Genomic DNA, 12,686 nt, shown 5'->3' with positions numbered 1-12,686 from the left:
AATGCAAGAAAGGGCATTTGCCCAAGGCAGCAGCTTTGGTAGCGTTGGTAAGGGGTGTTGCAGTATGTCTGAAGCGGAAAACATGTTATCGGAGCTGATGGCTGCCTCCGGGGCCGGTGGTCGTGTTGAGCCGGAAAAGGATCGAAAATTTGTGGAGGCGTTGTCCCGTGGGCTCAATGTGTTGCGAGCCTTCACTCAAGGGTCAACGATACTTGGTAACCAGGAGATTGCCCGGCTAACCGGCCTGCCCAAGCCGACGGTATCACGCATGACCTATACTCTGACCCGGTTGGAGTACCTGAGCTACAACAAGCAGCTTGAGAAGTATCAGCTGAGCTCCGGTGTGCTGGCACTGGGTTATGCTTATGTTTCCAATCTGAAAGTTCGCCAACTCGCAAAACCCTACATGGATGAGTTTGCCCGCCAGACCAATATGTCTGTGGGCCTGACTTGTCGCGATCGCCTCTACATGATTTATGTGGAAAACTGTTTGCCGCCGAAAGCTTCGCTGCTGCGAATGGATATCGGCCATAAGCTGCCCATGGCAACAACATCTGCAGGCCGTGCTTACTACTGCTCAATTGCAGAAAGAGGGCGCAAAACCATAGAAGACTCAATGGCGGAAAAATACGGCCCGAAATCCTGGCCAGAAAAAAAGGAAGGGTTGGATCGCGCAATGGAAGAATACAAAAAGCATGGCTTTTGCCTGTCGCTAGGCGAATGGGATCGCAATATCAACTCTGCAGGTGTCCCCGTTCATTTACAGGATGGCACTACGATGGCCCTGACCTGTGCGGCGCCTTCTTATTTGGTTCCTGCCGAAAAGCTTCGTAATTCCATCGCTTGCCAACTGGCGGTGCTGGCAAGCGATATTGAGTCTCTCGGCGTTTAAACTTTGAGCGAATGGATAATCAGTTGAGCCTGTTTCCAGCAGGCTAAAACAAACCTCCTATATTTTAAGGAAAAGATTATGTCTGAAGTCGTTAATTACACCCGTGAAGGCAATATTGGCGTTATTACCGTGAATTACCCGCCGGTCAACGCCCTGAGCCAAGCGGTACGTTCAGGCCTGGTTGCCGCGCTTGAGCATGGGCAGAAGGATGCAGAGGCCAAAGTTCTGCTACTGGTATGTGAAGGCCGCACTTTCATTGCCGGTGCCGATATCCGCGAATTTGGCAAGCCCATGCAGGAGCCGGGGTTGCCGGCGGTGGTTGAACAGTTTGAAAACAGCGACAAACCCGTAGTTGCTGCCATCCACGGCACCGCCCTGGGTGGCGGGCTCGAAACGGCTCTGGGTTGTCACTACCGGATTGCGCTGAGCAGTGCCAAGGTGGGCCTGCCGGAAGTAAAACTCGGCCTGCTGCCCGGTGCCGGCGGAACCCAGCGCTTGCCTCGCCTGGCCGGTGCACAGAAAGCACTGGAGATGATCACCACCGGCGAGTTTGTTGCCGCCAAAGACGCGCTGGCTTTCGGCATTGTGGATGCTGTTGATGAAAGTAATGACGTTAAAGCGGCCGGTATAGCCTATGCACAGAAGCTTGCAGATGAAGGCAAGCCGGTACGTCGGGTTCGTGACCTGACCGACAGGATTGAAGCAGATAAGGGCAGCGATGTGTTCGACCAGTTCCGCTCGGCCCTGCAGAAAAAGGCCCGTGGCCAGTTGTCTCCCTTCAAGTGTGTGGATGCCGTTGAAGCGGCGTTCAATCTCCCGTTCGCTGAAGGCATGAAGCGTGAGCGCGAACTGTTCATGGAATGCATGGATTCCCCCCAGCGCGCCGGGCTGGTTCATGCCTTTTTCGCGGAGCGCCAGGTTTCCAAGGTGAAGGGCTTGCCCAAGGACACGCCGGTACGCGACGTAAGCAGCGTTGGTGTGATTGGTGCCGGAACCATGGGTGGCGGCATCGCCATGAACTTCGCCAATGTTGGTATCCCCGTCACCATTGTGGAAATGAAACAGGAAGCTCTGGATAAAGGGCTCGGCATTATCCGCAAGAATTATGAAAACTCCGCGAAAAAAGGCCGCATCACCCAGAAACAGGTGGAAGACCGGATGGCGCTGATTACCGGCAGCCTGAACTATGACGAGTTCAAAAACGTGGATCTGGTTATTGAGGCTGTGTTCGAAAACATGGCGGTGAAGAAAGAGATCTTCGCCAAGCTGGATTCGGTGTGCAAGCCCGGAGCCATTCTGGCCACCAACACGTCGACTCTGGATATTGACGAGATTGCCTCTGCAACCAACCGCCCGGAAGACGTGGTGGGCATGCACTTTTTCAGTCCCGCCAACGTGATGAAGTTGCTGGAAAACGTTCGCGGCAGCAAGACTTCAGACGAAGTAAAAGCAACGGTCATGGCCGTTGCCAAGAAGATCAAAAAGGTTGGCGTGATGGTGGGCAACTGCCATGGGTTTGTGGGTAACCGGATGCTGCACAAGCGCGGTGCCGAGGCCATGGCTCTGGTTAATGAAGGTGCCACACCCCAGCAGGTGGATAAGGTATTGACGGACCTGGGCTACCCCATGGGCCAGTTTGCCATGGCAGATCTGGCGGGTATTGATGTGGGTTATCGCATTCGTGAAGAAATGCGTAACGCCGGTGAGGACGTAGCACCCAGCTGGATGGACAAGCTTGCCGAACAGAATCGCCTGGGCCAGAAAACCATGGCGGGTGTCTACAAATACGAAGAAGGCAGCCGCAAGCCGATTCCGGATCCGGAGGTGGAACGGCTTATCGGGGATTTCCGCAAGGAGCAGGGTATTACCCCCCGGGAAATCACCGATCAGGAGATTCTTGAGCGCTGCATGTATGTGATGGTTAATGAGGCGGCGAAGATCCTGGAGGAGGGCATTGCCGACCGGGCACTGGATATTGATGTGGTCTGGATTTACGGCTATGGATTCCCGGCTTACCTTGGTGGGCCTATGTTCTGGGCGGACCAGATCGGGCTGGATGTGATTCTGGCAGCGGTGGAGAAGTACCATCGTGAGGTTGGTGCTGATTATTGGGAGCCTGCACCCTTGCTCAAGCAGCTGGTTGCTGACGGGAAGAAGTTTGGGGACCTGTAAACGCTTCCGGTTATGGGCTGCCCCTGGTTGATCCAGTATCGGGGGCTGGCCCGGCACAGGGGGCTTTTCTTCTGGAAAAAACAACTCGCTTCGCTCAGACATCTTTTTTCCGGCAGAAAAACCCCCTGCGCCGGGCCGATTGAACACCATACTTTTATCCCTGCCTTATCTCGTCTGTGGGGCAAGCGCTGAATTCATGTTGAGGTAACTTTTATGTCAGACGCCGTTATTGTTTCTACCGCTCGCACCGGTCTTGGGAAATCCTACCGGGGCGCTTTGAACAACACCCACAGTATGGATCTTGCCGGGCATGTGATTGAGCACGCGGTGGCCCGTGCGGGGATTGATCCGGCAATTGTTGAGGATGTGATTCTCGGGGCGACGTTCCATGAAGGGGCTCAGGGCAAGAACATGGCTCGCTTGGCGGCGATTCGCGCGGGCCTGCCGGTAACAACCGCCGGGTTGTCGATTAACCGGTTTTGCAGTTCCGGATTGTAGTCCATTGCCATTGCCGCCCAGCGGGTGGTTTCCGAGAAGGTGCCGGCCATGGTGGCGGGCGGAGTGGAGTCTATTTCTCTGGTACAGAACGACAAGCTCAACAGCTTTCACGCGACCAATGACTGGCTGATGAAGAACAAGCCTGAGCTCTACCTTTCGATGATTGAAACGGCGGACATTGTGGCTCAGCGTTATAACGTAAGCCGTGAGTCCCAGGATGAATATGCTCTGATCTCGCAACAGCGTACGGCGGCTCCATTTCCATCGGCCACCCTTACGGCGTTACCGGCTCCCGTCTTGCTGGCCACGCCCTGATTGAAGGCAAGCGCCGCGGTGCCAAATATGTTGTCGTCACCATGTGCATAGGCGGTGGCCAGGGCGCAGCCGGACTGTTTGAAGTTGTATAACCTGGGATCAGCCCCCAAAGTTCCAGCCCCTCCAGATTACTAACAGGAAGCACCCAAAATGGACAGAAAAGCCAAAGCCGTAATCTGCCGCGAATGGGGCCAGCCCGTTCAGGTAGAGACCATCACTGTTGAAAGCCCCAAGCGCGGTGAAATTACCCTCAAAATTGCCGCCTGCGGTGTCTGCCATAGCGACTTCTCTGCCACCACTGGCAAAATCCAGTACCCGCCACCTCTTGTGCTCGGCCACGAAGCCGCTGGTGTGGTTGTTGAAGTCGGTGAGGGTGTAACCGAATTCCAGGAAGGCGACCACGTAGTCAGCTCGTTTATTTCCATGTGCGGCAAATGCCGCCAGTGCGTGCGTGGCCGCCCGGTACTCTGCGAGAACGCCCGCAAGGCCATGTTCACATTGCCTGATGGCACAGTGAGAACCAGAGACGCCAACGGCGAGCCCCTGAACGTATTCGGAGCCTGCGGTGTAATGGCGGAATACGCCACCATGCACGTGGATAACTGCATAAAAATAGATAAATCCGTGCCCATGCAGAATGCAGCGCTTGTGGGTTGTGCGGTGATGACCGGCGTTGGTGCGGTGTTTAACACCGCGCAACTGGAGCCGGGCTCCCGCGCCGCTGTCTTTGGCATTGGTGGTGTTGGCCTTAACGCCATTCAGGGTTGTGCTACCGCCGGGGCAGAGATGATCGTGGCTGTAGACAGCAACCCCAAAAAGCTCGAGATGGCGAGAGAGTTTGGCGCCACCCACACCGTTAACCTCAGCGACGTAGAGGATGCCGCCAGGGCCGTTAAAAAACTGACCGGTGGTGTTGACTACGCCTTTGAGTGTGTCGGCGCAGGTGCCGTGGTAGAGCAGGCCTATAAATGTCTCGGTCGTGGCGGCACTGCTGTGGTGGTAGGCGTTGCCGACCCGAAAGACAAGACCTCGGTCACCACGCTGACCCTACCGGCAGACGAACGCACTCTGAAAGGAAGCTGGCTGGGTTCGGCCCGCCCCCAACACGACTTCCCCCGGATTATCGGATTGTACAAAGCCGGCAAGCTGAAGCTGGACGAACTGGTTACACGCACCTACCCCATTGAAGAAGCTGCGCAGGCATTTGACGACATGATAGCGGGCAAGAATGCCCGTGGCGTAATTGTGATGGAGCCCTGATATGAAAACCCGAATTACCGAGATGTTTGGCATTCGCCACCCGATCATTCAAGGCGGATGAACTGCAGACCCGCCTTATCGTGCGTGATCGCCTGGCGGGCTTCCTCGGGGGGTAGTGCCTGTGCAAGCGATTTCCCGGGATTAACGGGAAATCGTCTTGCTTACAGACGCGGACCAGTCGCTCTCAAGGCCGTTGATGTCTACAGTTTTGATTGCGAAATACCAGGTCCCCTCGGTAAGCCCGGCAACTTCATATTCCATTGCCTGGCCATCTTCCACGATCACTTCATTGGGTCTATCGTCAACATTCTGTTCGGTGCCATATCGAACGATGTAATGTCCAATCTCACCCATCGCCAGTGACTCGCCGTTCACGCGGGTTGCAGGTGCGTTCCAGCTCATTTTGGCGCTGCCAATCACAGGCTCCGGCTGTGGTTCCGGTTCAGGCTCAGGTGTTGACTGCGGAGTAGGAACTGAATCGGGTTTCGGTGTCGGCTCGGGCGTTGGTTCCTGTGTCGGCTCAGGTGTAGGCTGTCGATCGGGTGCAGGCTGTGGCCCCGGCTCAGGAACGGGGTCTGGCAGAATTGGCGGAACATAGCCGGTCGAGCCCAGTGTCTCTTCAAGGCCAGCCATTGCGTCGGTTACAACCTCGTCCCGCACCCCTGCTTCTATCAGGTACTCCAGCAAGTCATCGGCCTGGACCATGGCTGCGAGCGCCAATAGCTCAACGCTGACATTGAGGTCGTCGCCGATGCTCAGCGGCAACTGCCCGTTCTGCCTGGAGCTTGCCAGTGCGTTTTCCAGAACATCACCGAGTGTACGCCAATGCTGGCCGTCCACCAGGCTCAGAAATGCAATGTTCAGCATGGCCGTCTTCAGGGTAGAAACCTCAACGCTGCTCAGATCTGCTGCGCTGAGGTCAACCGGTTTTCTGGACAGTGCCCCGGCGGCAAGTCCGAAACGCTTCTCCTGATTTGCGAGCAGGTCCATAAACTGTTGCAGCCCACCATCCGGGGCTTCGAGGAACGTCTCAGCGGCAAGAGTCACCAGAGGTGTAAGAGTTACACTCGAGGTGGTATCGGATGGGTTTACGATAGACTTCAAAACCAGATTGCCGCCCGGCCAGAACCACTCACCGAAGCCCACATCGTTGCCGTCAGGAGTTTTGCAGGTTGGCTGGGCGTCACAGCGCATGCGAGTCCGGGTGTCTGACTCCAGTACCACTTGAAGTGGCTGCGACGAGTAGCGCTCCGGTACTGCAATTCGGAAACCACCGTTCTTGTCAGTTCTGGCAGTAGTACCTATCTGTTCCCAGCCTTTTTGGGGAGTTTCCGATTTGTGGTGCCAGATGGATGCCAGGCCTCCATCAATGGCTCCCTTTACGGCATAGCCTTCTACCCACAGCTTAATTTCCGGTGTTTCGCTGTCACCGGGGGTTGTCGCTGAGGTATCAGGCCCTGTTGTTGATGAATCGCCACCACATGCAGTAAGCAGCGAACCAAGCACTACGGCAAGGACGCTTAGTCGCATACTTGAGGGGAAGAACATGATGCATCTCCAGAGAAAACGGATGATGCAATGCTAGCCATGGAGGCTGTTAAATGGTGTAAAATATGGCGTGGTTTTGTTGCTTAATGCGTCAATTTATCGGCACACAACATTCGGTGTTGCTTCCCTGACTGATCGTTTCTCAAGGGGGGCTTACTTGATCCCGGCCGGGCGCGGCCGGGACAGCTTACCTCAGGTTGCAGCGATCGCCGTCGCTGTACCTGATTGCGGGGCAGGGTCGCCGGAAGACGCCGCTTTCTCAATGATCTGGCGCACTCTGTCGTGGGTTTTGCCCAAGGCATTGGCCAGCTCTTCACAAAGAAACTCCATGCCAAGGTTCAAATGTTTGCGGTCTGTCGCGCTTAGTCTGCCCTGTTCTTGCATAACGCTCAGGCCCTTCACGACTTCCGCGTAACCAAACGGATCACCTTTGTCGATCGCTGCCTGGTTAGCCGTTGCACGAACTTTCCATTGCTCACTCAACTTGCCCTGCCAGCTTTTTAAGTGATTAATGATCTTCTTTGCCTCTTTGGCGCTCATGGGAACGCGGATAGTGCTCGGTATATCGTTGGCGCGCACCAGCCATGTGAGGTCGTCCCGTTCGAAATGGAGTTTGACAAACTTGGCTTCGTTCTCGCCAAAGAAGCTCTTTTTGCGAATGTATTTGACTATGCCGATGCCATAGCCCGGATGATAAATGCGGTCACCTTTATTGATAGTGATGATGCTCTCCTTGTTTCAGGTAATGTCCATATTTATAAATAATTAGCGAAAACAATATGTTACATTATTTCAGCTTTTATATCAAGGCGGGGTTGGAAAGGGCAGAGCCGGAGCAAAATTAAAAAAAGGCCCTATGCTTGCGCATAAGGCCAAAAGAAAAGGAACTGGAGGAGGCGCCAGGCTTTTGATCAGTGGCTCGGGGACGGCTTGGAGGGCGCAGTCTCAAACAAAGAGCGAAATGCAGCGCCAAGCTTTGAAATCAGTGAGCTAATGCCTTCCGCGATGTACTGGTTACGCTCTTTTTTGGCAAGTTCCACAATTTCGTTAATTTCGGCAATGCTGGGTGTGGATGAAAATTCTTTAGCCATGGGTGAAATCTCCTTGGTTGCACCTTTAATTACTATGTGGTTTATGTTAGCGGGATCGTCATTGGTGGAAAAGCGATCCTTTCTAAGCAAAATGATGAAAAAATCTCATTATTAGTGGTAACCCTTATGCGCCGTTTACCCCCTTTGAACGCATTGAGAGTGTTTGAGGCATCTGCCAGGAAAGGCAGTTTTGCGGCGGCTGGCGATGAGTTGGCCGTAACAGCATCTGCTGTGAGCCACCAGATCAAGACGCTTGAAGAATATTTGGGAGTAAAACTGTTTAGCCGGAGCAAACGAAAGGTTGAGCTGACCCCCTCCGGAGAGCAGTACCTGGTGTCGATCAGGCACGCGCTGGATGAAATCGAAATGGCGACTCACAGGCTGGCAGACAATCCGCAATCGAATGTGGTTCGAATCAGCGTGGCGCCCAACTTTCTGACTCGGTGGCTGATGCCTCGTATGTCTCGTTTCAGGGAGTTATACCCGGACATCGAACTGCAAATAAACGCCTCGGTAGGTCTGCTCGATTTCAATCAATCGAACACGGATATGGCGGTTTACTATGGAAATGGTGAATGGGATGACATTGAGGTTTATTTCCTGCAAAAGGTAAGGCTTGTGCCTGTATGCAGCCCGAAGCTGTTGGAGGGAAAACACCCTTTGCGGGTTCCGAATGACCTGCGCCATCACACTTTGATTTACGTAGGCTCACGAAAGTGGGAATGGGAGAACTGGTTGCAACTCGCCGGCGCGGAGTTCATTACGCCCAAAGACAGCCTTCAGTTGTCCAGCAGCCAGCTGACAACGGCGGCAGCGCAGGAAAACCTGGGGGTTGCTCTCGCGGACCCAACCCTGACTTCCCGTGAAATCAGTTCCGGTAATCTGGTCGTGCCGTTCGATATTCCGCTTGATACCCACAAAGCCTTCTATCTGGTTTACCAGAAGCACCGTCCATTAACCGTGGGAATGAAGGCGTTCAAGGAATGGTTGATCAGCGAAATGCAGGATACCGACGCATACGGGGTGAAAAACGCGTCCGTCTAAGCATCGGGTTCAGCCTGGTTTTGAAGATTGTCCTTCTCAAAGTCGTCCCTGTCGTCATATTCAAGATTTCAGAGGTTGTAGAACAGGTTGAAGAGAGCGCGCTCAACGATCTGTATCAAAGTGCGATGGCTGAGACAAAGCGGTTTGCATTCTTGGGTACACCATGGACACAGCCAAATAAAAAGGCCCTACGCTCTCACGTAAGGCCCTGAAAATATGGCGCGCCCGACAGGATTCGAACCTGTGACCACCGCCTTCGGAGGGCGGTACTCTATCCAGCTGAGCTACGGGCGCATTCGAATGCGACGGCTATGCGTCAATTTCGAGTGCGCAATCTTACGTGTGAGAGCGTGCAGTGTCCAGCCCCGCATTTGTTGTCGGAGCGGCCTTTTTTATGGAAAAAGGGGCTCAGGGGTAATGCTGGCCAATGTGTCTTCGTTACTGAACGACACTTCGCCATCCTGAATCGTTACCTGGTAGTTCATATTGCGCTCTGCCAGTCCGGCGAGGCGCTCGGTTGATTCTGCCGGCAGGTTGATAATGGTGAGGTTATCGAAACGGGTCAGTTTAGTCTGATTCTTCTCCAGCCACAGGGGCACGGCACGGCCTCCGTAGGCGTACAGAATAACCTGGCGGGCGCGGTTGCAGGCTTTGCGCAGGCGGCTTTCATCGGGCAGGCCGAGTTCAATCCACAGTTCGATTTCGTCACTCAGGCTTTTTTGCCAGAGTTCGGGCTCGTCATCTGTGCTCAGGCCCTTGGTGAATTCCAGGTTTTCATTTGCATTCAGGGCAAATGCCAGCAGGCGAATCATCATGCGCTCGTCATTTTCTGACGGGTGTTGCGCGATGGTGAGGTGGTGATCTGCATAGTAATGCCTGTCCATGTCAGCAATATTGAGTGTTGCTTTGAAAACGGTTGCCTTGAGCGCCATGGCTGTCCTGCATTGGTATCGGGATGTTGGTTTGCGTTAGTGTAATGCAATTCCTTCAGTGATGAGCATGACGGCATGCCGATGTTGCGCGGTTTTCTGGTTCTGGTTCTGTTTTTTCTGTTTGGCGAAGCTTTGCGCCTGGTGTTTCTGATACCCGTCAGCGGCGGTGTGCTGGGCATGATTCTGATGACATTTACGCTGATGCTGAGGGGCAGAGTGAGCAACGCCCTGGCGTCGGCCAGCCAGGGGCTGATCTCTGTGCTGGTGCTGCTGATCATGCCGGGGGTGGTGGGAGTGTTTTTCATGGCTTCGCAGTTCTCCGGGCAATGGCTGGCGGTGGCGGCAGCGCTGCTTGTGGGTACCTTTCTCAGTGTTCTCAGCACCCTTCTTTTAATGCAAGGCCTGGTTCGCCTGAGTGCACGGGGCCGCGCGAATGATTGAGCTTGTCGAACGTTTTCTCGCGGTACCCGATGCCCTGTCTGCCAGCCCGATATTTGCGATCGGGCTTACTTTGAGTGCATTTTTTGCGGGCAACTGGCTGTTTGCACGCATAGGCAAGCCCCTGTGGATGCCACCGGTTGTGCTCTCGGCTGTTTTGTTATCGGCGGTGATTGCGCTTTTTTCGGTGGATTATGCCCGCTACCAGGAAGGTGCTCTCTGGATCACGGTATTGCTGGGGCCTGCGACCGTAGCCTTGGGGATTCCCCTGTATCAGCAGATCCATCATATTCGCGCCATGTGGGTTCCAATTGTGGTCACCTTGCCTTTGGCGGCCACTCTGGCGGCCGTTTATGCGGTGGTAATCGCCTGGGCAATGGGCGCTACGCCGGAGGTGCTGGCATCCCTGGCGCCAAAGTCTGTGACTGCACCCATTGCAATAGGCATAACCGAACAGTTGGGCGGGTCTGTGCCCCTGATGATGGGTGGCCTGTTAATAACCGGTGTGGTGGCAACCCTGTTTGTTGATGTGCTGGCAAAGTGGCTGCCGGTTGAGGACGAGCGCATTCTCGGTTTTGCACTGGGTTTGAACGGGCACGCGATTGGTACAGCCAGAGCATTTGAAATCAGCCACACAGCGGGGGCTTTTGCCTCTCTGGGTATGGGGCTGACCGGCGTTTTTACCGCGCTTATCCTGCCGGTGGTCTTTCATCTATAAGGAGCCTTTGTAAACCATCATTCAGTTCACGAATAGCCGCAAGTTGTAATTTCGATTGCCGTATGTAGTTTCACGGACTAATTTCTAGGGCAGACGTCTGGTGCGCCGGAGCTTCGATATGCTCTGAAAAGTGCTGTAAAAGTACTGTAAAAGCGCCGTAAAAATCCCCTAAAACAACGACGGAAAACGCAATGAAAAATCTACTTGCCGCTTTAGTTGGCACCGTGGCACTGGCCATGGCGCCTGTTGCAATGTCTGCTGAGGCAACAAAAGAGCTTAAAATGGCGTATGACGCCGATCCGGTCACCCTCGATATTCATGAACAGCTATCCGGTGGCATTCTGCAGTTGTCCCACATGTCTTTTGATCCCCTGGTACGTTGGACAAAAGACCTCGGATTCGAGCCCCGTCTGGCGGAAAGCTGGGAGCGTGTAGACGACAAAACCATGCGCTTCAAACTCCGCGAGGGGGTGAAGTTCCATTCCGGTAACGAGCTCACCACCAAGGATGTGAAGTTCACCTTCGAGCGCCTGAAACGAAGCCAGGACTTCAAGGCCATCTTCAAGCCCTTCAGCGGCATTAATGTCATTGATGATTACACCTTTGAGCTGGTAACCAGTGAGCCCTTCCCGCTGCTGCTCAATACCGCGACCTATATCTTCCCGCTGGACAGTGAGTTTTATTCCGGTGAAACCGCCGACGGTAAGAAAAAGGACGCGATTCTGAAGCACGGCAACTCGTTTGCTTCTGACAACCTTTCGGGCACTGGCCCTTACCTGGTCAAGTCGCGTCAGCAGGGCGTACGCATGGAGTTTGAACGTTTTGCAGATTACTGGGATGAAGAATCCCCGGGTAATGTGAAGAAAATCGTGCTGACGCCAATCAAGGAAAACAATACCCGTGTTTCAGCGCTGCTCTCTGGCGGTGTGGATTTTATTGCGCCGGTGCCGCCAACGGATCTGGACCGCATCAAGCGCGACAAGGATTCGCAACTGGTAACCATGAGCGGTACCCGTATCATCCTGTTTCACATGAACCAGGACCGTGTTGAGGCCTTCAAGAACCCGAAGGTTCGTCAGGCCATAGCCTACGCCATCAACCAGGAAGGTATTGCCGCCAAGATCATGAAAGGCTTTGCCACACCGGCAGCTCAGTTGTCGCCGGCGGGTTACCAGGGCCACAACGAATCCCTGAAACCCCGTTATGATGTGAAAAAAGCTCAGGAACTGATGAAAGAAGCGGGTTACGAGGATGGCTTTACCATCACCATGATGGCGCCGAACAATCGCTATGTGAACGATGACAAGATCGCCCAGGCTGCCGCCGCCATGCTGGCCCGCATCAACATCAAGGTGGATCTGAAAACACTGCCCAAGGCCCAGTACTGGCCTGAGTACGACAACCGTGCTGCCGACATGATGCTGATTGGCTGGCACGCAGATACCGAGGATTCAGCCAACTTCTATGAGTTCCTGACCTTCTGCCCGGAAGCCGACAGTGGCGCTGGCCAGTACAACGCCGGTAACTACTGCAACCCGGAAATTGACGCGCTGGTTGAAAAAGCCAGTGTTGAAACCGATATGGACAAGCGTGCCGACATTCTGCAGGACGTAGAGAAGCGCCTGTATGACGATGCCGCTTTCGTGCCGCTGCACTGGCAGGATCTGGCCTGGGCCAGCAAGAAGAACGTGAAGATTGAACCCATTCTGAACGTTATGAACTTCCCTTACCTGGGTGATCTGGTCGTAGAGTAACGAGGGGGTTGCCCCTTTCTCCAA

The 12,686-nt window shown here is 54.3% G+C and carries 12 protein-coding genes, 1 tRNA gene and 1 pseudogene; 9 read left to right on the top strand and 5 right to left on the bottom strand.

Annotated elements, in window-relative coordinates; translation table 11 throughout:
- Positions 1-82 precede the first annotated feature (82 nt).
- The 4 genes and pseudogenes from CDH48_RS03320 to CDH48_RS03305 all read left to right on the top strand — a co-directional run bounded on the left by CDH48_RS03320 (position 83) and on the right by CDH48_RS03305 (position 5,137).
- Entirely contained in the window at positions 83-892 is an 810-nt protein-coding gene (locus CDH48_RS03320) for an IclR family transcriptional regulator (protein WP_264754755.1), read from the top strand.
- Between the two features lie 78 nt (positions 893-970).
- The gene (locus tag CDH48_RS03315; RefSeq protein ID WP_100687311.1) at positions 971-3,064 is read left to right on the top strand and encodes a 3-hydroxyacyl-CoA dehydrogenase NAD-binding domain-containing protein; all 2,094 of its coding nucleotides are present in this window, start codon (positions 971-973) and stop codon (positions 3,062-3,064) included.
- 213 nt (positions 3,065-3,277) lie between these two features.
- A pseudogene (locus CDH48_RS03310) lies at positions 3,278-3,969 on the top strand (thiolase family protein).
- 58 nt (positions 3,970-4,027) lie between these two features.
- A complete protein-coding gene (locus CDH48_RS03305) occupies positions 4,028-5,137 on the top strand; it encodes a zinc-binding dehydrogenase (protein WP_100687310.1) in 1,110 nt (369 codons plus the stop codon).
- Positions 5,138-5,278: 141 nt separating this feature from the next.
- Here CDH48_RS03305 and CDH48_RS19555 read toward each other — a convergent pair whose 3' ends face one another.
- Entirely contained in the window at positions 5,279-6,685 is a 1,407-nt protein-coding gene (locus CDH48_RS19555; protein ID WP_100687309.1) for a fibronectin type III domain-containing protein, read from the bottom strand.
- A gap of 192 nt (positions 6,686-6,877) precedes the next feature.
- Positions 6,878-7,225: a hypothetical protein gene (locus CDH48_RS03295; protein WP_379923391.1), complete on the bottom strand. Its 348-nt coding sequence runs from the start codon at positions 7,223-7,225 to the stop codon at positions 6,878-6,880.
- 66 nt (positions 7,226-7,291) lie between these two features.
- On the opposite strand from CDH48_RS03295, the gene CDH48_RS19330 reads away from it, so the two are divergent.
- Complete coding sequence (locus CDH48_RS19330; RefSeq protein WP_227520919.1) at positions 7,292-7,450, top strand: hypothetical protein; 159 nt, start codon at positions 7,292-7,294, stop codon at positions 7,448-7,450.
- A 146-nt stretch (positions 7,451-7,596) separates the two neighbouring features.
- Here the strand turns inward: CDH48_RS19330 and CDH48_RS03290 are convergent, their stop codons facing one another.
- Positions 7,597-7,776 carry an RSP_7527 family protein gene (locus tag CDH48_RS03290; protein WP_100687307.1) on the bottom strand — a complete coding sequence of 60 codons (180 nt, stop codon included), beginning with the start codon at positions 7,774-7,776 and terminating at the stop codon, positions 7,597-7,599.
- 126 nt (positions 7,777-7,902) lie between these two features.
- Between CDH48_RS03290 and gcvA the strand changes: the two genes are divergently transcribed.
- Positions 7,903-8,820: a transcriptional regulator GcvA gene (gene gcvA / locus CDH48_RS03285; protein ID WP_100687306.1), complete on the top strand. Its 918-nt coding sequence runs from the start codon at positions 7,903-7,905 to the stop codon at positions 8,818-8,820.
- Positions 8,821-9,037: 217 nt separating this feature from the next.
- On the opposite strand, the gene CDH48_RS03280 is transcribed toward gcvA, so the two are convergent.
- Both CDH48_RS03280 and CDH48_RS03275 read right to left on the bottom strand, forming a co-directional pair.
- Positions 9,038-9,114 (bottom strand) — tRNA-Arg (locus CDH48_RS03280).
- Positions 9,115-9,212: 98 nt separating this feature from the next.
- On the bottom strand, positions 9,213-9,752 hold the full coding sequence (locus tag CDH48_RS03275; RefSeq protein ID WP_100687305.1) for a YaeQ family protein: 540 nt from the start codon (positions 9,750-9,752) through the stop codon (positions 9,213-9,215).
- 75 nt (positions 9,753-9,827) lie between these two features.
- Here CDH48_RS03275 and CDH48_RS03270 point away from each other — a divergent pair, with 75 nt between their 5' ends.
- From CDH48_RS03270 to CDH48_RS03260, 3 genes are all read left to right on the top strand, one after another.
- Positions 9,828-10,193 (top strand): CidA/LrgA family protein, encoded by a 366-nt coding sequence (locus CDH48_RS03270; RefSeq protein ID WP_100687304.1) that lies wholly within the window; start codon positions 9,828-9,830, stop codon positions 10,191-10,193.
- Positions 10,186-10,908, top strand: coding sequence for an LrgB family protein (locus CDH48_RS03265; RefSeq protein WP_100687303.1), 723 nt, complete (start codon positions 10,186-10,188; stop codon positions 10,906-10,908). The genes CDH48_RS03270 and CDH48_RS03265 overlap by 8 nt, the downstream gene beginning before the upstream one ends.
- A gap of 191 nt (positions 10,909-11,099) precedes the next feature.
- Positions 11,100-12,662 carry an ABC transporter substrate-binding protein gene (locus CDH48_RS03260; protein WP_100687302.1) on the top strand — a complete coding sequence of 521 codons (1,563 nt, stop codon included), beginning with the start codon at positions 11,100-11,102 and terminating at the stop codon, positions 12,660-12,662.
- The last annotated feature ends 24 nt before the right edge of the window (positions 12,663-12,686 follow it).

This window comes from Marinobacter aromaticivorans (genome assembly GCF_002806975.1).
In the GTDB taxonomy this organism is placed as follows: Bacteria; Pseudomonadota; Gammaproteobacteria; order Pseudomonadales; family Oleiphilaceae; genus Marinobacter; species Marinobacter aromaticivorans.
Note: the sequence above shows the minus strand (reverse complement) of the source record. Positions and strands in the feature narration are given on the sequence as shown.

Excerpts from the sequence above, each read along its gene's own strand:
- CDH48_RS03320 (WP_264754755.1), top strand. The coding sequence starts at position 83 with ATGTTATCGGAGCTGATGGCTGCCTCCGGGGCCGGTGGTCGTGTTGAG.
- CDH48_RS03315 (WP_100687311.1), top strand. The coding sequence starts at position 971 with ATGTCTGAAGTCGTTAATTACACCCGTGAAGGCAATATTGGCGTTATT.
- CDH48_RS03305 (WP_100687310.1), top strand. The coding sequence starts at position 4,028 with ATGGACAGAAAAGCCAAAGCCGTAATCTGCCGCGAATGGGGCCAGCCC.
- CDH48_RS19555 (WP_100687309.1), bottom strand. The coding sequence starts at position 6,685 with ATGTTCTTCCCCTCAAGTATGCGACTAAGCGTCCTTGCCGTAGTGCTT.
- CDH48_RS03295 (WP_379923391.1), bottom strand. The coding sequence starts at position 7,225 with ATGAGCGCCAAAGAGGCAAAGAAGATCATTAATCACTTAAAAAGCTGG.
- CDH48_RS19330 (WP_227520919.1), top strand. The coding sequence starts at position 7,292 with ATGGAGTTTGACAAACTTGGCTTCGTTCTCGCCAAAGAAGCTCTTTTT.
- CDH48_RS03290 (WP_100687307.1), bottom strand. The coding sequence starts at position 7,776 with ATGGCTAAAGAATTTTCATCCACACCCAGCATTGCCGAAATTAACGAA.
- gcvA (WP_100687306.1), top strand. The coding sequence starts at position 7,903 with ATGCGCCGTTTACCCCCTTTGAACGCATTGAGAGTGTTTGAGGCATCT.
- CDH48_RS03275 (WP_100687305.1), bottom strand. The coding sequence starts at position 9,752 with ATGGCGCTCAAGGCAACCGTTTTCAAAGCAACACTCAATATTGCTGAC.
- CDH48_RS03270 (WP_100687304.1), top strand. The coding sequence starts at position 9,828 with ATGCCGATGTTGCGCGGTTTTCTGGTTCTGGTTCTGTTTTTTCTGTTT.
- CDH48_RS03265 (WP_100687303.1), top strand. The coding sequence starts at position 10,186 with ATGATTGAGCTTGTCGAACGTTTTCTCGCGGTACCCGATGCCCTGTCT.
- CDH48_RS03260 (WP_100687302.1), top strand. The coding sequence starts at position 11,100 with ATGAAAAATCTACTTGCCGCTTTAGTTGGCACCGTGGCACTGGCCATG.